The organism is Ornithinimicrobium cavernae (assembly GCF_003121625.1).
Lineage (GTDB): Bacteria > Actinomycetota > Actinomycetes > Actinomycetales > Dermatophilaceae > Ornithinicoccus > Ornithinicoccus cavernae.
Map to the genome: position 1 here is coordinate 186,716 of NZ_QDDJ01000005.1, position 16,698 is coordinate 203,413.

15 protein-coding genes are annotated in these 16,698 nt (G+C 72.9%); 10 read left to right on the top strand and 5 right to left on the bottom strand.

Translation table 11 applies throughout. The annotated features are described in order from the left end of the window. Nucleotides 1-15 precede the first annotated feature (15 nt). Together DA085_RS07130 and DA085_RS07135 are read left to right on the top strand one after the other, a co-directional pair. The gene (locus DA085_RS07130; protein WP_161958440.1) at nucleotides 16-1,101 is read left to right on the top strand and encodes a ComEA family DNA-binding protein; all 1,086 of its coding nucleotides are present in this window, start codon (nucleotides 16-18) and stop codon (nucleotides 1,099-1,101) included. A gap of 194 nt (nucleotides 1,102-1,295) precedes the next feature. After that, nucleotides 1,296-3,689 carry a ComEC/Rec2 family competence protein gene (locus tag DA085_RS07135; protein ID WP_237565362.1) on the top strand — a complete coding sequence of 798 codons (2,394 nt, stop codon included), beginning with the start codon at nucleotides 1,296-1,298 and terminating at the stop codon, nucleotides 3,687-3,689. An 80-nt stretch (nucleotides 3,690-3,769) separates the two neighbouring features. Here the strand turns inward: DA085_RS07135 and DA085_RS07140 are convergent, their stop codons facing one another. Then, on the bottom strand, nucleotides 3,770-4,639 hold the full coding sequence (locus tag DA085_RS07140; protein ID WP_237565363.1) for an NAD-dependent protein deacetylase: 870 nt from the start codon (nucleotides 4,637-4,639) through the stop codon (nucleotides 3,770-3,772). A gap of 10 nt (nucleotides 4,640-4,649) precedes the next feature. Further along, nucleotides 4,650-5,594 carry a LysR family transcriptional regulator gene (locus DA085_RS07145; protein ID WP_109472257.1) on the bottom strand — a complete coding sequence of 315 codons (945 nt, stop codon included), beginning with the start codon at nucleotides 5,592-5,594 and terminating at the stop codon, nucleotides 4,650-4,652. A 149-nt stretch (nucleotides 5,595-5,743) separates the two neighbouring features. Between DA085_RS07145 and DA085_RS07150 the strand changes: the two genes are divergently transcribed. Together DA085_RS07150 and DA085_RS21930 are read left to right on the top strand one after the other, a co-directional pair. Next, nucleotides 5,744-6,811 carry a pyridoxal-phosphate dependent enzyme gene (locus tag DA085_RS07150; RefSeq protein ID WP_109472372.1) on the top strand — a complete coding sequence of 356 codons (1,068 nt, stop codon included), beginning with the start codon at nucleotides 5,744-5,746 and terminating at the stop codon, nucleotides 6,809-6,811. A gap of 194 nt (nucleotides 6,812-7,005) precedes the next feature. Further along, nucleotides 7,006-7,782, top strand: coding sequence for a VOC family protein (locus DA085_RS21930; protein ID WP_109472258.1), 777 nt, complete (start codon nucleotides 7,006-7,008; stop codon nucleotides 7,780-7,782). Between the two features lie 30 nt (nucleotides 7,783-7,812). Here DA085_RS21930 and DA085_RS21305 read toward each other — a convergent pair whose 3' ends face one another. Continuing rightward, nucleotides 7,813-8,235, bottom strand: a complete 423-nt coding sequence (locus DA085_RS21305; protein WP_109472259.1) for a hypothetical protein — start codon at nucleotides 8,233-8,235, stop codon at nucleotides 7,813-7,815. 107 nt (nucleotides 8,236-8,342) lie between these two features. Here DA085_RS21305 and DA085_RS07165 point away from each other — a divergent pair, with 107 nt between their 5' ends. The 5 genes from DA085_RS07165 to DA085_RS21560 all read left to right on the top strand — a co-directional run bounded on the left by DA085_RS07165 (nucleotide 8,343) and on the right by DA085_RS21560 (nucleotide 14,534). Beyond that, nucleotides 8,343-9,053 carry an AIM24 family protein gene (locus DA085_RS07165; protein WP_109472260.1) on the top strand — a complete coding sequence of 237 codons (711 nt, stop codon included), beginning with the start codon at nucleotides 8,343-8,345 and terminating at the stop codon, nucleotides 9,051-9,053. Nucleotides 9,054-9,129: 76 nt separating this feature from the next. Continuing rightward, nucleotides 9,130-10,194, top strand: a complete 1,065-nt coding sequence (locus tag DA085_RS07170) for an aminotransferase class V-fold PLP-dependent enzyme (protein WP_109472261.1) — start codon at nucleotides 9,130-9,132, stop codon at nucleotides 10,192-10,194. 130 nt (nucleotides 10,195-10,324) lie between these two features. After that, nucleotides 10,325-11,659, top strand: a complete 1,335-nt coding sequence (locus DA085_RS07175; RefSeq protein WP_237565364.1) for a patatin-like phospholipase family protein — start codon at nucleotides 10,325-10,327, stop codon at nucleotides 11,657-11,659. 138 nt (nucleotides 11,660-11,797) lie between these two features. Then, complete coding sequence (locus DA085_RS07180) at nucleotides 11,798-12,574, top strand: helix-turn-helix transcriptional regulator (protein WP_154402125.1); 777 nt, start codon at nucleotides 11,798-11,800, stop codon at nucleotides 12,572-12,574. A 289-nt stretch (nucleotides 12,575-12,863) separates the two neighbouring features. Then, nucleotides 12,864-14,534, top strand: a complete 1,671-nt coding sequence (locus tag DA085_RS21560; RefSeq protein ID WP_237565365.1) for a PRC-barrel domain-containing protein — start codon at nucleotides 12,864-12,866, stop codon at nucleotides 14,532-14,534. 176 nt (nucleotides 14,535-14,710) lie between these two features. Here the strand turns inward: DA085_RS21560 and lexA are convergent, their stop codons facing one another. Continuing rightward, on the bottom strand, nucleotides 14,711-15,466 hold the full coding sequence (gene lexA, locus DA085_RS07190; protein WP_109472263.1) for a transcriptional repressor LexA: 756 nt from the start codon (nucleotides 15,464-15,466) through the stop codon (nucleotides 14,711-14,713). 232 nt (nucleotides 15,467-15,698) lie between these two features. Here lexA and DA085_RS07195 point away from each other — a divergent pair, with 232 nt between their 5' ends. Then, nucleotides 15,699-16,118 (top strand): LysM peptidoglycan-binding domain-containing protein, encoded by a 420-nt coding sequence (locus DA085_RS07195; RefSeq protein WP_109472264.1) that lies wholly within the window; start codon nucleotides 15,699-15,701, stop codon nucleotides 16,116-16,118. A 24-nt stretch (nucleotides 16,119-16,142) separates the two neighbouring features. On the opposite strand, the gene DA085_RS07200 is transcribed toward DA085_RS07195, so the two are convergent. Next, nucleotides 16,143-16,676, bottom strand: coding sequence for a hypothetical protein (locus tag DA085_RS07200; protein WP_109472265.1), 534 nt, complete (start codon nucleotides 16,674-16,676; stop codon nucleotides 16,143-16,145). Nucleotides 16,677-16,698 lie beyond the last annotated feature (22 nt).

Below are 16,698 nucleotides of genomic sequence, written 5' to 3' on the forward strand. Positions count from 1 at the left end.
CCTAGCGTTGCCGTCATGTCGGAGCAGGATCGGTTGGCTGCGCTGCTCGAGCGCACCACGCGGGAGCGCCGAGGAGGGGACGGCGTTGCCGGTGGAGGCTTGCGCGCGGGTGCGGAGATGTCCGCCGGTGAGGGGACGCCCGCTGGTGAGGGCATGCCCGCCCGTGCGGGGGTGCCATCCGAGGAGGACCGGGTCCCTTCCGGACGGGGGGAGGATCATCCGTCCGACCCCGCCGTCGTCACCGGCGGTGACTGGCTGCCGCCCGATCCCGGCCGCCACCGCTGCGAGCGGAGCAGCCCTCGGCTGCTCACCCTGCCGGGTCCGCTGCGTTCGGTGAACCTCTCTGTGCGTCCGGCGGCCGTCGTGGCCCTGATCGTCGTGGTGCTGGTCGCGGCCGCGGTCTTCGGGTTCCGCTGGTGGCGCGCCGAGCAGGGTAGCGAGCCGGTGCCGGTCGCCCCGCTGGCGGCGAGCGGGACACCACGGCCGGTCGCAGAGCCCGGGGGAGCGGGCGCGGGCGGGACCGCGGCAGGTTCGGCCGACAGCGCGGTCGTCTCCGCGGAGCCGTCCGCAGGAGTCGGTGCTGGGGCCGGATTGCCTCCCACGGCGGGTGCGACCACGGCCGCGGAGCAGGACCTGCTGGTGCACGTGGCTGGTGAGGTGGAGCGTCCCGGGGTGGTCCGGCTCGGCGGCGGAGCGCGTGTCCAGGACGCGGTGGACGCGGCGGGTGGTCTCGCGGCCGGTGCGGACACGAGCCGTCTCAACCTGGCTCGCCCGGTGGCAGACGGCGAGCGGATCTGGGTGCCGCGCCCCGGGGAGGAGGTGCCGGAGGTGGCCGACCCGGGAGGCGTGCCGGGAGCGTCGACCGGCGGACCGGCCGCGGCCGGCGACGACGCGGGCGGGGGCGGTGCTGCACCCATCAACATCAACACGGCCGACCAGGCCGTGCTCGAGGAGCTCCCGGGTGTGGGGCCGGTGACTGCCGCCGCCATCGTGCAGTGGCGCACGGAGCACGGTCAGTTCAGCACGGCGGACGAGTTGTTGGAGGTGAGTGGGATCGGGGAGGCGACCCTGGAGAAGCTGCGGCCGCACGTCACGCTGTGAGGCCGCCAGCGGCGGGTCAGGCACGAGCCATCGACCGGCCTCGGGCAGAGGCCACGCTCCAGGGCGCAGCACCAGCGGTAACGGACGCGGGTGCGGGTACGGGCACGGATACGACGTCTGGCGAGGCGGCGGGCGCGGCGCCGCGGCTCGATCTGCGCCTGCTAGTACCGGCCCTGACGGCGTGGGCGGCGCTGGTGGGCCTGGTCGTCCACAGCGCCCGCACCCAGCTGGTCGTGGGCGTCGGCTGCCTGCTCGCGGCGGCAGTCGTCCTTCGAGTGCTCCGCGCCCGCGACGCCCCGGGGCGGCGTCAGGTCACGGGGGAGCGTCGCGTGACGGGGTGGCGTCGCGGACGCTGGCGCGGGCTCGGCGAGATCCTCGCGCTGAGTCTGGTGGCGGTCTCGCTCGCGCTGCTCTCGGGCGCGGCGCACCGCGCCACCGACGAGGCGGGCACCGTCCCGCAACTGGCGGTGGAGCGCGCCGTGGTCACGCTCACCGGCACCGTGCTCACCGAGCCGCGGGTGATCGACCGGGGCGACGAACGGCCGGATCTCGTCGTCCTGGAGCTGCGCATCCGGCGGGTCGAGGGGCGGGGAGAGGCGAGCCGGGTCAGCACACCCGTCGTCGTCTTCGCCGACACGACCTGGCAGCACGTCCCGTGGCGGGGCACGGTCACGACCCGCGCACGCCTCGGACCACCGGACGCGGGCGACTCCGCCGTCGCGGTGGCGACGCCGCTGGACCGTCCCACCGTGCTGACCAGCACCGGGCCGGTCCTCGCGGGAGCAGAGCACGTGCGTGACCGGCTGCGGCAGGCGGTCGACCCGCTGCCGGTCGACGCCCGGGCGCTGATCCCCGGCCTGGTCATCGGGGACACGTCTCTCACGCCGAGCGACCTGTCGGATGCCATGTTGGCGACGGGCATGTCGCACCTCAGTGCCGTCAGCGGATCAAACGTGGCGATCGTCCTCGGGGCCGCGGTCCTGCTGTGCGGGTGGACCGGGGTGCCCCGCCGGTGGCGGCCGGCCGTGGCGCTGCTGTGCCTCATCGGATTCGTCCTGCTCTGCCGTCCGGAGCCCAGCGTGCTCCGCGCCGGCGCGATGGGCGTGGTCGGCCTCATCGGGCTGAGCTCCTCGCGCCGGGCAGCGAGCCTGCCGGCGCTCGCGACAGCGGTGCTGGTCCTCCTCTGCTGGGACCCGTGGCTGGCCCGGTCCCACGGTTTCGCCCTGTCGACCCTGGCCACGCTCGGGCTGGTCGTCTTCGCCCGTCCCTGGGGCGACGCGATCGCCGGCCACCTGCCTCGGCGACTGTCCCTGCTCGGGGACGCGATCGCCATACCGCTGGCGGCCCAGGTGGTCTGTGCACCCGTCATCGTGCTGCTCCAGGGCACGGTCAGCACGGTGGCCGTGCTGACCAACCTGCTGGCCGCACCCCTGGTCGCGCCCACCACGATCGCCGGGATCGGCGCGGCCCTGGCCGGGGCGCTCTGGTTGCCGGCCGGTGTCGTCGTCGCCTGGCTCGCAGCGCTGCCCGCCTGGCTGATCGGCGCGGTGGCCCGCTGGGGGGCGACCGTGCCGATGGGGTCGATCGGGTGGGTCGAGGGTGTGGTCGGTGCCTGGCTGCTGACGGCGCTCACCGTGGCAGTGCTGGCGGCCGGCCCCTGGCTGCGCTGGCACGCCGCGCGCCGCCCGCGGCTGGCGTGGTCGGCGGTCCTGCTGTGCCTCGCTGTCCTGTGGCCGACTCCCGGACGGCACGGCTGGCCACCGGACGGGTGGGTGGTCGCCGGCTGTGACGTCGGCCAGGGCGACGCCTTCGCCGTGCCCACCGGGCCGGGCCGGGTCGTCCTGGTCGACACCGGTCCCGACCCGCAACTGCTCTCCGCGTGCCTGGACCTGCTCGGCGTCCGGCAGGTGGACGCGCTCGTGCTGAGCCACTTCCACGCCGATCACATCGGGGGCCTGGAAGCCGTGGTCGGGCGGATCCCGGTCGCCGCCGCCTACGTGACGCCGGTGCGCGACCCACCTGCCGAGGCGGCGGACGTGCTGGAGCAGCTGGCCGGGGCGGGCATTCCGACGTATGCCGTCGCCGCCGGCGACCGACTCGTCTGGGGCGACTCGGGCCAGGTGAGTGCGGACGTGGTGTGGCCACCGGCCGAGGAGGCCGGTGGTCTGTCGCTCGGCGCCAATGACGGCAGCATCGTCCTGGACCTGACCGTCGCGGCACCACCAGGGACATCGGCGGCCGGGATCGCTCCCGGCGGCGGCGGGCTGGACCGCGTGCGGGTGCTCTTCACCGGCGACATCGAGCCCGCTGCCGCACGGGGCGTCCGTCGGGCGCTCACCGGGCAACGCTTCGATGTGCTCAAGGTCGCCCACCACGGCAGCGCCGCGCAGGACGAGGCACTGGTCACCGGTGCCGCAGCGGCGGTGGCGCTGATCGGCGTGGGCGAGGACAACACGTTCGGGCACCCGAGCCGCACCGCCCTGGCGATGCTCGCCGAGACGGGCACCGTGGTGCTGCGCACCGACCGGGACGGGAGCTACGCGCTGGTGCTGGACGAGGCGGGACTGGGTGTGACGACGCTGAAGTAGCGACAGGAATGCGGGGATCCTCGCCTGCAGACAGGGACATTCATAGAGACGAGGTCTCAGCCGCTCCATGTCGGAGCGCCTTAGGCCAGCTGTAGGCAGTCCGCCCGCAGCCGGGGGAGGACGTCCTGGAGCAGGCCGTCGATGCGCAGGGAGGCCCACGCGTCCCCGCGGGTCGGCCACCGGGTGACCAGGGCGACCGGTAGGCCGAGGGCGTGGGCGCGCTTGACGAAGCGCAGCCCGCTCATCACCTGCAGCGAGGAGCCCAGGACCAGGAGGGCGTCGGCCGACTCGACGGCGGCGTAGGCCCGCTCCACGAGCGGCTTGGCGACCGAGCCCCCGAAGAAGACGACGTCCGGCTTGAGCAGGTCCGAGCCGCAGGTGACACACCGGACGAGGCGGAAGTCCGCGAAGTCCTGGGCCGCCAGGACGATGTCGCCGTCGGGGCGGATCTCCTCGCTCTCGGCGCTGAACCCGGGGTTGGCCTCCGCGATCCACCGGTGCACCTCGACGCGGTCGAAACGCTCCTCGCACGTGAGGCAGACGATGACGTTGAGGTTGCCGTGCAGCTCGATGACATCGCGTGACCCGGCCGCCTGGTGGAGGCCGTCCACGTTCTGGGTGATCAGCTCCTCGACCTGGCCACCGCGCTGCAGGTCCGCGACCACGTGGTGCGCCTCGTTGGGCCCGGCCGCCCGGAACCTGGCCCAGCCGACATAGCTGCGCGCCCAGTAACGGCGACGGTTCTCCGCAGAACCCAGGAACTCGGCATACTGCATCGGCTGGACCCGACGGGACCCGTCCGGCCCCCGGTAGTCAGGGATTCCCGAGGCCGTCGACATGCCGGCACCGGTGAGCACGGTGACGCCACCGGCGGCCACCAGGTCACGGAGGCGGCGGTAGTCCGCCTCGTCCACCGGGACGGGCGGCGGCAGCACGGTCGCGAGAGCCACGACACCGATCCTAGGAGCGGGCCCGCGGGCCCACGGGCTCAGCCAGGTCCAGGTCCCGTGCGCTGGCGCACAGTGCGTCCACGGTCGCCCGGACGGCGGGGACCCGGAGCAGGTCGGAGGTGGTGACCACCTGGACCGAGCGGCTGGACCGCGGCTCGAGCGCCAGGGTGCGGACCTCGGGGTGGGAGACCGAGGCGAGGATCAGCCGGGGAACCAGGGCCACCCCGAGCCCCGCCGCCACCAGCCCCAGCACCGCGACGTAGTCCTCGGTCTCGAAGCTGACCTCCGGGTGGAAACCGACGTCGTCGCACAGCGCGAGCAGGTGACCGCGACAGCGCGGGCAGCCGGCGATCCACTGCTCGTCACGCAGGTCGGTGAGGCGGACGACCTCACGGTCGGCGAGCGGGTGACCGGCGGGGAGCGCGACGGTCACCGGGTCGTCGAGGACGTCGATGACCTCCAGCCCCTCCAGGTCGTCCTCGCCCCGGCCGGCGTCCGTGCCGTCGTAGGTGAAGGCGACGGCGAGGTCACAGAGGCCGGCCCGCAGGGCCGCCAGGGACTCCGGCGGCTCGCCCTCGGAGAACTGGACCGTCACGCCGGGGTGGGCCGCCTTGACCCGCGCCAGGGCGGTCGGGACCAGCGTGGCGGAGGAGGACGGGAACGCCATGAGGCGGACCCGGCCGCTCTCCAGACCCGCGATGGCCGCCACCTCGGCCTCGGCGTTGTCCAGCGCCGCCAGCACCTGCACGGCGTGGCGCGCCAGCACGGAGCCGGCCTCGGTGAGGCGCACGGTCCGACCGGACCGCTCCACCAGGACCGTGCCGGTCCGCTGCTCGAGGCGGCGCACCATCTGGGAGATCGCCGGCTGGGTGTACCCCAGCGACCGTGCGGCGGCGGTGAAGCTGCCCTCGGCGGCGATCGCACGCATCACGCGTAAACCTGCGACGTCAAACATGCAGACAAGGATAACCGCACCTTATGCAGCAGTCCTCACTACGACGGTGGGTCGAGCACTGTGCCTTCCGTGACGATCCGGACACTCGCCACGGTGATCACCGACTCCAGGCGCTGGACCCGAACGGTCTCAGTGCGGACACTGGCGGCATGACGTCGTGGTTCAGCAGTCCCGCCGCCCGCCGGTGGTCCCTCGCGGCCGGCAGGAGCGCCGCCCGCGAGTTCCACCGCACCCTGCCCGGCTTCGCACCCACCCCGCTCGTGGACCTCCCTGCGCTGGCCGTCGAGCTCGGAGTGGGCCGCGTGCTCGTCAAGGACGAGTCCGCCCGGCTCGGTCTGCCCGCCTTCAAGGTGCTCGGCGCCTCCTGGGCCTGCCACCAGGTGGTGACGCGCACCCCGGGGGCCGCGCTGGTGACCGCCACCGACGGCAACCACGGGCGGGCGGTCGCGCGCACGGCCCGGGAACTGGGCACGACGGCCACGATCTTCGTGCCCGAGGTGATGCCCGAGAGCACCGCCGCGCACATCGCAGCCGAGGGCGCGGAGGTCGTCCGCGTCGACGGTGACTACGACCAGGCGGTCCGCGCCGCCGCCGACTACGCCGCCGACTACGCCGCCGCGGACCCGGAGCGCGAGCTGGTGCAGGACACCGCCTGGGAGGGCTTCGAGCAGGTGCCGCAGTGGATCGTCGAGGGCTACCAGACCCTCATCGAGGAGGTGGACGAACAGCTCGGGCGACAGCCCGACCTCGTCGCCGTCCCCGTGGGTGTGGGGTCCCTCGCCCAGGCGGTCGTCGCCCACTACCGGCGCGAGCTCCCCGGTAGCGAGGTGGGGGTCCCCGCCGCGGCGCCCACCCGGGTGCTCTCCGTCGAGCCGGACACCGCCGCGTGCGTCCTCGCCAGCCTGCACCACGGCATACCGTCCTCCGTCCCGACCGCCGACACCGTGATGGCCGGCCTCAACTGCGGCACGGTCTCCGGCCTGGCCTGGCCCGTGCTGCGCGACGGCTGCGACGCCGCCGTGACCGTCGCCGACGCGGAGGCGCTCGCCGCCTCCCGGGAGCTGGAGGACCTCGGCGTCTCGTCCGGGCCCTGCGGTGCCGCGACCCTGGCCGGCGTGCGCGCCGCGCTGAGCGACCCGTCGCGCCGGGCCGATCTCGACCTGCCGAAGGACGCCGTCGTCGTCCTGCTGTCCACCGAGGGTCTGGACTCCGCGTGACCAGCACCCCGCTGCACAGCGCCGACTACGACTTCAACGACGACATCCTCACGGCCGGGGTCGCCTCCTATGTGCACGCGGTGCGGGCGGAGCTCCCGGTCGCCTGAGAGCACCGGTGCGACGGCAGGCGGACTCCGAGGGTCGGGAACGGTCGGTGCCGATGAGTTCGCGGGCGGCCGGCGGTCGGCACAGGTATGGACACCACACTCGGAAGCCTGATGCTCGGCACCACCGACCCCGACCGCCTGCACCGCTGGTACACCACCGTGCTCCCGCCGAAGCGGGACGAGCGGCAGGACAACTACCGGATCCTGGAGTACGCCGGGTTCTGGCTCTTCCTGGACGCGCGCGACGACGTGCAGGCCACCCACCCCGACCCGGCCCGGACGCTCATCAACTTCGACGTCGAGGACGCGCGCGCCGTCGTGGCCCGGATGGAGGACGCCGGCACCACGTGGGTCGCGCCGCTGGAGGACCGGGACGGCAGCCTGTTCGCCACGGCGCAGGACCCCGACGGCAACTACGTGCAGATCATCCAGCTCAGTCCCCAGCACCGTGCCGAGATGACGGACCAGCCCGCGGCCACGGCCGCCGGCCTGGGGACCGACGACGCCTTCTCGGGCTTCTCCGTCAACGACCTGGATGCCGCCGAGGAGTTCTACGGGCGGGTGCTCGGGATCCCGGTGGAGCGCCAGGGCGGCCCGATGGACATGCTGACCCTGAAGCTGGGTGATCGCGGCGTGCTGCTCTACCCCAAGCCGAACCACACCCCCGCGACCTACACGGTCCTCAACTTCCCCAGTGACGACGTGGCCGCGAGCGTGCGCGCCCTCACCGAGCGCGGCGTGACCTTCGAGCGCTACGAGGACATGGAGCAGGACGAGCTCGGCATCCACACCGGCGGCGGACCGCTCATCGCGTGGTTCACCGACCCGGCCGGCAACGTGCTCTCGGTGATCGCGCGCGACTGACGACCCGGTCCGCGCAAACGCAGGGTCAGGTCAGAAGCCTGGCGGAGGAGGGGGTGGTGGTGGCGAGGAGAACCCACCCGGAGGCGGCGGTGCCGAGGGCCCACCGGGCGGCGGAGCCGAGGGCCCACCGGGCGGCGAGGGCGAGGAGAACCCACCGGGCGGCGGAGGCGCCGAGGCCCCGCCGGGAGGCGGCGGGGGAGGCGCGGTCTGCAGCTGCAGGCCCGCGAGCCGCCCCTCCTGCTCCAGTGCCTGCAGGCCGCCGCGGACCCGGGCGAGGTCGGCCGGGTCCACCGGCTGCCCGTGCTGCTCGCGCCAGGCAAGCAGACCGTAGTCACGCAGCAGGCGCTCGGCGTCCCCTGCGCCGCTCCAGCTCGCCGATGCCTGGCTCAGCGCCGTGTCCGCCTTGGTGGCCAGATCACTCGCTGCGGCCCGGGCCTTGTCCAGGAATCCCATGACTGGGAGCATAGCCCCCGCAGAACAACCCGTGACGGTTCTGTCAGGGGTCATCGGGAGCCGGACGGCGCGGCGCGCCCCGGCCTGAGCGAGGGAGCAGACGACAGATGGCGATTCACGGCAAGCTGTTCAGTGAGCACGCGGAGAACCAGGCGACCGACCCGTTCGTCCAGCAGAACAAGAAGCTGCTGAAGGTCTCGATGGGCTACGGCCCGGTCTGGGCGCGCACCGGATCCATGGTGGCCTACCAGGGCTCCATCACCTTCAGGAACCGCGGCTCCGGCGGTCTGAACAAGCTGCTCAAGTCGGCCGTGACCGGTGAGGGTGTGGACCTCATGGAGTGCACCGGCCAGGGCGAGCTGTTCCTGGCGCACGACGCCGCGGACATCCAGGTCTTCTACCTCGAGAACGACTCCGTGTCGGTCAACGGCAACAGCGTGCTCGCCTTCTCGGCCTCGATCGAGTGGGACATCCACCGGATCCAGGCACGCGGCGGCATGATGACCGGTGGCCTCTACAACGTGACGCTGCGCGGGACCGGTTACGTCGCCGTCACCACGCACGGTGAGCCGGTCGCGCTGGACGTCGCGAGCGCCCCGACCTTCGGTGACGCGCAGGCGGTCGTCCTGTGGACCTCCGGGGTGACGATGGACATCAGGGTCGACACCGGCGGTCTGAAGTCCCTCGTCCGCGGCGGCACGGGCGAGATGCTGCAGATGGCCTTCGGCGGTCAGGGCCACGTCCTGGTCCAGCCGTCCGAGGGGGTCGTCACCGGCGCCACGGAGAAGACCAGCAGCGGCGGACTCTTCGGAGGGTGACGGGATAACGCGCTGTTAGTCATTCTGCAACAAGTATGGCGTTGTGTAACCGACCGCTGTCCGTCACAGTGGGGGAATGACCACTGTGGCGGACCGTTCTCCCCTGACCGACCGGGTGCACACGCTCTGGCAGCCGGTGCCCGGCTACCTCAACGCGGCAACCCTCGGCCTCCCCCCGCGCGCGGTCGTCAGTGCGCTGCAGGAGGCGTTGGGGAAGTGGCAGTCGGGGCAGGCCAGTGCGGTCGAGTACGGCCAGCTGGCCGAGACGGCACGGGCGCAGTATGCCGAGCTCGTGGGCGTCCCGACCGGCACCGTCGCCATCGGCTCGCAGACCTCCGTCCTCGTCGGTACGGTCGCCGCCTCGGTGCCCGACGGCGCAGAGATCCTCTGTGTCACAGGCGACTTCACCTCAGTCACCTACCCCTTCATGGTGCAGGCGCACCGCGGAGTGACGGTCCGCCACGTGCCGCTGTCGGCGCTGGCCGCCGAGATCCGCCCCTCCACCCACCTCGTGGCCTTCAGCCTCGCCCAGAGCAGCACGGGAGAGCTGGCCGACGTCGCCGCCGTGACTGCCGCCGCGGCCGCGCACGGCGTGCTGACCCTGTGCGACCTGACCCAGGCGGCAGGCTGGATGCCGGTCGACGCGGGAGCGTTCGACCTCACTGTGTGCGCGGGCTACAAGTGGCTGTGCCAGCCGCGCGGCACGGCCTACCTCACCGTGCGGCTGGAGGTGGCGGAGGCGATCGTCCCGAACAACGCGGGCTGGTATGCCGGGGCGTCGGTCTGGGACAGCGTCTACGGCCCGGACATGACACTGGCCGGGGACGCGCGTCGCTTCGACGTCTCGCCGGCCTGGCTCTGCTGGCTGGGCGCTGCCGCGGCGGGGGAGGTGTTCGCCGGGCTCGACCTCGCGCAGGTGCGTGACCACGACGTCCGGCTCGCCAACCTGCTGCGCGACCGCATCGGCGCGGAGCCGTGCGCCCGACCCGTGGTGTGCCTGGAGGACCCGGACGGCACCCGCGCCGACCGTCTGCAGGCCGCGGGCGTCGTCTGTGCCACCCGTGCCGAACGGGTGCGACTGGCCTTCCACCTGTGGAACACCGAGGACGACGTGGACCTGGTGTCCACCGCGATCGCCTGAGCAGCGAGGCACGGTGCCGTGTCTCGCTAGGGCGCCACTCCGGGTCGCACCCCGGACGATCGCCCGGTGGACACCTGACGGTCAGCGTGGTGTTCACCATCTGGTCACGCGACAACGGTTGCCTGGGGCCGTGCTGCACCACCAGCCCCAGCCTCCCCTCACCCCGGGGGACCCTCAGGCCGCGCAGATGGACGCCGCGCGGGCCACGGCACACCACGGCCCGTCGGCGCCCGGCCCACGCCACGGAACGGCCCTGTGTCTCTCCGGCGGCGGGTTCCGGGCGGCCCTGTTCCACCTCGGGGCCACCCGTCGGCTCAACGAGCTCGGCATCCTCGGCCGGCTCCGGACGATCAGTGCGGTCTCGGGCGGCGCGATCGTGGCCAACCTGCTCGCGGACCCCCGACTGCAGTGGCCGGACCCGGACGGACCGGCGGCACCGGTCGTCGGCTTCGAGGAGTGCGTGGCCGAGCCGCTGCGCCGGCTGACCGGGCGCAACGTCCGCACGCCGGCGCTGCTCTCGCGGATCAGGCCCAGCGGCTGGGCCCGGCCCGACGCGAGCGTCGGGAACCTGGCCGAGCAGATGGCCGCGATCGTGCCCTGGTGGTCGACCGACCTGCGCTACAACGACCGCTCTGGCCCGGTGATCCTGACCTCCGCCACCGAGATCGGCTACGGCGTGAGCTGGGTCTTCGCGGACTCCCGCTCGGTGGCACCCCGCGGGCGCATCGGGGACCACCGCCTCGGGTATGCCGCTCCGCCGCCGGGTCTGCGCATCGCCGACGCGGTGGCCGCCTCGTGCGCCTACCCTCCGTTCTTCCCACCGATGGAGCTGGACGGGCGCACGCTCGCCCTGCAGGGTGGCGTGCCCGACCCCGCGGAGGCGCCGCAGGTGGCGCACGGCCTCCTCTCGCGGATCCAGCTGGCCGACGGTGGCATCTACGACAACCTCGGCGTCGAGCCGGTGTGGTCCGACCACGCCGCCGTGCTCGTCAGCGACGGCGGGGCGGTGTTCCGCTCCCGCCCGGCAGGCTCCCTGGTGGGCCGGCTCTGGCACACGCTCTCGATCGCCGGCTCGGGACAGCAGACGACCCGGCTGCGCTGGTTGCGCGCCAGCTTCTCCGCCGGTCTGCTGCAGGGTGCCACCTGGTCACTGGAGTCCACCAACACCGTCTCCCGGGTCCCCGGGCACGGCCCCCTCCCAGGTGAGCGCGCCAGCTACCCGGCAGACCTGGTTGACCAGATCAACCAGGTGCGCACCGACCTGGACGCCTTCCGGCCGGCCGAGCAGCACATCCTGGAGCGGCACGGGTACGCGGTGGCCGACGCCTCCGTGCACCGGCACAGCCCCCAGCTCGTCGCCCGTCCCGCCGGGTTCGAGCTCCCGCACCCCGAGGTGGCCGACCCCGTCACCGTGCGCCGGGTGCTGCGCGACTCGGGCCAGCTGCGTCCGCTGGGTCGGCGCTGAGACACCACGCCGACGCCTGCTCCGGGCCCCGCCGAGGCTGGACGCCGACTCCGGTGCCGGGCCGCGGCCGGCCCCATGGCGCTTCGTCCGGAAGGATAGTCGTTTACATCGCGCGTGATCTGCGCCACAATCAAGGTTGTGCTGAGCACCCGTGACCCGCTCGCGGTCGTGGTGGAGATGGTGACAGCGGTATCCCTGGCGCCGGAGCACCTCGAAGACCGTGTCGATGCCATCGTGGACATCCTGATCCCCGAGCTGCACGCCAGCCTGGGGCTCCTCATCCGCGCCGACGTGACGCACCTGGACATCCAGGTGCTGGGTCGCCGACTGACCCCGGGCACGCAGGGCCACATGCGTCAGCAGGTCCGCAACCAGCTCGCCGACCCGCTCCTGGCCCCGGTGCTCCTGGGCGACCTGACGCCCACCACCGCCGCCCGTGCCTTCGGCGCGGACGCCTGGCGACAGTCCGGCACCCGCGCCAGCGTCATGGTCACCTTCGGGATCGACCAGGTCGCCACCCTCCCCGTCCACGGAGGCTCGGACGTGGTCGTCTTCATGGTGGGCCGCGCCGGCCCGGACTTCACCGAGGAGGACCTGGCGCTGCTGCGCGCCGTCCAGCCCGTCGTCACGGGGCTCGGCATGCTCCTGCGGTTGCCACGGCATACCCAGCAGGTCGCCGAGCCGGACGCCGTCCACGGTGCCGGGCTCACCAGTCGGGAGGTCGAGGTGCTGGAGCTGCTGGCGCACGGCTACAAGGCGACGGTGATCGCCCGCAAGGCGGGCTGCTCCACCCGCACCGTGCACCGTCACCTCGGCAACATCTACGACAAGCTCGGTGTGAGTGACCGGCTCAGCGCCGTCAACCGTGCCCACACCCTCGGTGTGATCGCCGGTGCCCCGGTCGATCTGTCCTGACACCCGTCCCCGGCCGTCGTCCCTGAGGCGGTCAAGGTTCATTCCTGAGGATGATGCGGGAAGTGGGTAGGCAGGGCAGGGTGGTACCCGGGAGACCGGGACCCGCGACGGGGAACGGGCCGGATCCCGAGCCCGTGGAAGTGCCGGGCGGTGCCTCTTCCCGGGGCAGCACCGTCCGGCACTTCTCCGAGGTGCACCAGCTCCGACTCCGGTGGCGCCCACCGTCACCGGGGGCTACGTTCGGAATGATCCTGGCGCCATGGCCGGGACCCGAGCAAGGAGAGTGCACGTGCCCATCAACAGCGAACACCTTGCAAGTCTCACTGACGCCGACGTCATCGACCAGAACGGCGACAAGGTCGGCGGAGTGGGTCAGATCTACCTGGACGACGCCACCGGTCAACCGGCGTGGGTGAGCGTGAAGAGCGGGCTGTTCGGCCTGCGCGAGTCCTTCGTCCCGCTCAGCGGCGCGGACGTCGCAGGCGGCAACATCCGGGTGCCCTACACCAAGGACTTCATCAAGGACGCTCCGCGGGTCGATGCCGAGAACCACCTCGACGACAGCCAGCAGTCCACGCTGTACAGCTACTACGGGGCGGAGCGGCCCACAGCGGCCGGGGGAGAGTCGACCGGTGAGGCCGACCCGACGGCTACCTTCGGAAGCGAGCAGACGGCCGAGGACCTGTATGACGCGCGCTCGGAGAGCGAGCCGGCGCGAGTGACCTCCAGTGACCAGGAGGGGGAGCTCACCACCGACTACCAGGAGGGGGCGGTCACCAGTGAGTACACGACGCCCGGCGGTAGCGACGAGATGAGCGCGCCCGGTGCAGGCATGGGAGCAGCGACGGGTGGGCTGCCCCGGAGTGACGAGGCCGCGGCGCCCGACAGCGCTCCGGTGGCGGGAGGCTCCGACCCGGCTGCGGGTCTGCCCGCGACCGACACGGCGGCCGGTGCGGAGCCCGTCGGCTCTGACGCCGGTGCGGGCACGACACCCGGGGGCCAGCACACGCCCAGCCCGCGCGACCCCGACTGGGACGAGACGCAGCACGCGACCTACCAGCAGGAGAACCCGGCTGCCCAGGAGGACTGGTCGGCCGAGGAGGCACCCGAGGAGCCGGTCTCCACCACCTGGTCGGTGCCGCCGAGCGACCCGGCCGACGAGGAGCCCACCCGGGTCGCCCGGTCCGGGTACGCCTCCGACCGTCCGGCCGCGCACTCCTCGGCCTACGAGGGCCACCACGCGACGACGGCCCCCGCGGGTGAGGGTGTCGCAGCCGGAGCGGAGGGTGAGCCGGTGATCGACCAGACCGTGGAGGAGGAGGCCGTCTACACCGCCGACGCCGATGCCGCGGCTGGCGATGCGGACGCGTTCGGCACGGTGGAGCCGGTCGGCAGCGAGGCACCGCCGGAGCCGGGCTCGACAGCGGGCGAGTACAGCCCCTACGAGAACGTCGAGCCCACGGCCGGCGCCGGGACGGCGACCGACGACGCAGTGACCGGCGCCCCCGGTCAGACGGGCACGGGCTACCCCGAGGATGTTGAGGAGGACTCCGGCGCAGGACTCGGCGGCGCCGCCCTCGGGGGCGCGGTGGCCGGTGGTGCCGTGGCCGGCGGCGCGGCGGCCGGCTACGCGGCCAGTGAGACCGGCACCACGGCCTACGAGGTGCCCGGCGCAGAGACCGGGTCGCCGATCACGGATGCCGAGCCCGGTGCGGAGCTCGCCGCCGACCGGGAGGTTCCCTACGACGCCGGGACGGCCCCCGCGGACGAGACCCTGGAGGCAGGGGCCGACACCGGTGACGCGCCCTCGGACGCGACCCTGGAGTCCGGGACCGACACCGGTGACGGCGACGGCGAGCCGGAGGCCTTCGGCGCCCAGGGCTACCGCCCGGACCGCGACGGCACCGAGATGACGGACGAGGAGCGGGAGCGTCTCAACCAGGCGCGCGGCGCGCTCTGACGCACTGACCGGCTGCCCCTGACGCACGACAGCGCCGCCCGACCGATGGGGTCGGGCGGCGTTGTCGTGGCATAGGTGCCGCCCGCCGGGAGGGGGGAGGACCGGCAGGCGGCACCAGCTCAGAGGACGCACTCCGGGCACCCGCACCGCGTCGGTGCGGGGAGGCGCCGCGTGGCTCAGACCCGGCGCAGGACCGCCGTCACCTTGCCCAGGACCACGGCGTCGTCGCCGTCGATGGGGTCGTAGGCCTCGTTGTGCGGCAGCAACCACAGCTTGCCGTTGGTGCGCTTGAACGTCTTGACGGTGGCCTCGTTGTCCAGCATGGCCGCGACGATGTCACCGTTGATCGCGTCCTGCTGACGGCGGACCACGACCCAGTCGCCGTCACAGATGGCGGCATCGATCATCGAGTCACCGACCACCTTGAGCAGGAACAGCTCACCGTCCCCGACGATCTGCCTGGGCAGGGGGAAGACGTCCTCGATGGCCTCCTCGGCCAGGATCGGGCCACCGGCGGCGATGCGGCCGACCACCGGGACGTAGGACGCCTCCGGACGGGCGTCGCCGATCCCGGTCTCGTCGTAGTCCATCCGGGCGCCCCCGGCGTCTGCGGCGGACTGGTCCGCCTGCTGCTGGGCGGGAGCGTGCCGGCGATAGCCCGGCGCGGTGCTTTCCTCGCCGCCGGGCAGCACCACCTCGATGGCGCGCGGTCGGTTGGGGTCGCGGCGGAGGTAGCCCTTGCGCTCCAGCATCCGCAGCTGGTAGGCGACGGAGGACGGTGAGGCCAGCTGCACGGCCTCACCGATCTCGCGCAGGCTCGGCGGATAGCCGCGCTGGTCCACGGAGTCGCGGATGACCTGCAGCACCGTCGCCTGTCGAACGGTCAGGTCCGCGCGTCCGTCGCGCTCTGGTAGGTCGTGAATGTCAGCCATCGTCGTCCTGCCCCTCTCGCTGCCGGAACCCTCGCGTTGCACTGAACCAGCAGGTCAGAGCTTTGTCAGTGGTCCCTGGTTAGGTATTTCACGTGGTCACATCGTACGAGCTTTCGAATGGGCAGGCAAACACCCGTTCGATATGGCGTGTCGACAAGTTCGTACGACTGTGCTACACATGGAACATGCGTCCGATCGCACAGGCGTTCGGACCGGCAGAGACGGAGGGACCATGAGCGCCATCGCACTGCACGACATCCTGCAGGACCTCGAGCCCGTGCCGGCGGGTCGGTCGCCGCGCCGCCGCAACCACCTGCGGGTGGTGGCTCCCGGTGAGACCGCGCCCGTGTCGGCACGTGCCGCCCGGCCCTCGCGCGGGCTGGTGCTCACCCGCCGCGGTCGGCTGACGGTGACCCTGACCGTGGCGACGGTTCTGGTGCTCGCGGTGGTGGCCGCGCTCGGGATGTTCCCGGCCGCGGCCGACGGCGGGCAGACGGTCGTGGTGCAGCCCGGACAGACCCTGTCGCAGATCGCGGTGACAGAGCTGCCCGAGCTGCCGGTCGACCGGGCGATCGTGCAGATCCAGCTGGCGAACGGCCTGAACTCGTTGCACATCCAGGCCGGTGCTGAGCTGGAGATCCCGCGGCCCTGACCGGGTGGGGACCCGTCGGGTGGGCTACTCGGAGGCGCGGGTGCTGGTCACCGCGTCCCACACGATGGGCAGCTGTTCGCTGGGGATGAAGAAGCCGCTGATGTGGGGGTCGAACATGAGGCCGTGGATCCCGGCGCTGCTGTAGGCCGCACTGGACTGGACCACCTCGGCCGGGGGGAGTGCGATCGCATTGAGGTCGTCGGCGGGGCCGATCATCTCCTGCTTGACGGCGAAGTCACGTGCCCGCTCCGATGTCGTGAACGTCAGCAGCATGAGCTGGCCGTCGATCTCGGCGGCGGCTGGCGACTCCGCACCCTCATCGCCGACGGCGATGAACCACCAGTGGTCCAGCCCCATGGTGAGGCGCCACAGGGCAGCCATCCCGACCTGGTCCTCTGGTCCCGTGACCTGTGCGGCCAGCCGATCGGTCTCGCTCGGCGCGGGCGACGCGGGGACGGCATCCGCGGCCGATTCCGGCGAGGCGCCGAGGGACTCTTCAGGGGCAGGCTCCGGGGTGGCGGCGGCCCCCTCGAAGGCACTGTCGTTCTGTTCGGTCATGGGTCCAGTCGACCACACCACG

What these genes read in the sequence shown, in the direction of transcription:
- DA085_RS07130 (WP_161958440.1), top strand. Translation starts at nt 16, where the DNA reads ATGTCGGAGCAGGATCGGTTGGCTGCGCTGCTCGAGCGCACCACGCGG.
- DA085_RS07145 (WP_109472257.1), bottom strand. Translation starts at nt 5,594, where the DNA reads ATGTTTGACGTCGCAGGTTTACGCGTGATGCGTGCGATCGCCGCCGAG.
- DA085_RS07150 (WP_109472372.1), top strand. Translation starts at nt 5,744, where the DNA reads ATGACGTCGTGGTTCAGCAGTCCCGCCGCCCGCCGGTGGTCCCTCGCG.
- DA085_RS21930 (WP_109472258.1), top strand. Translation starts at nt 7,006, where the DNA reads ATGGACACCACACTCGGAAGCCTGATGCTCGGCACCACCGACCCCGAC.
- DA085_RS21305 (WP_109472259.1), bottom strand. Translation starts at nt 8,235, where the DNA reads ATGGGATTCCTGGACAAGGCCCGGGCCGCAGCGAGTGATCTGGCCACC.
- DA085_RS07165 (WP_109472260.1), top strand. Translation starts at nt 8,343, where the DNA reads ATGGCGATTCACGGCAAGCTGTTCAGTGAGCACGCGGAGAACCAGGCG.
- DA085_RS07170 (WP_109472261.1), top strand. Translation starts at nt 9,130, where the DNA reads ATGACCACTGTGGCGGACCGTTCTCCCCTGACCGACCGGGTGCACACG.
- lexA (WP_109472263.1), bottom strand. Translation starts at nt 15,466, where the DNA reads ATGGCTGACATTCACGACCTACCAGAGCGCGACGGACGCGCGGACCTG.
- DA085_RS07195 (WP_109472264.1), top strand. Translation starts at nt 15,699, where the DNA reads ATGAGCGCCATCGCACTGCACGACATCCTGCAGGACCTCGAGCCCGTG.
- DA085_RS07200 (WP_109472265.1), bottom strand. Translation starts at nt 16,676, where the DNA reads ATGACCGAACAGAACGACAGTGCCTTCGAGGGGGCCGCCGCCACCCCG.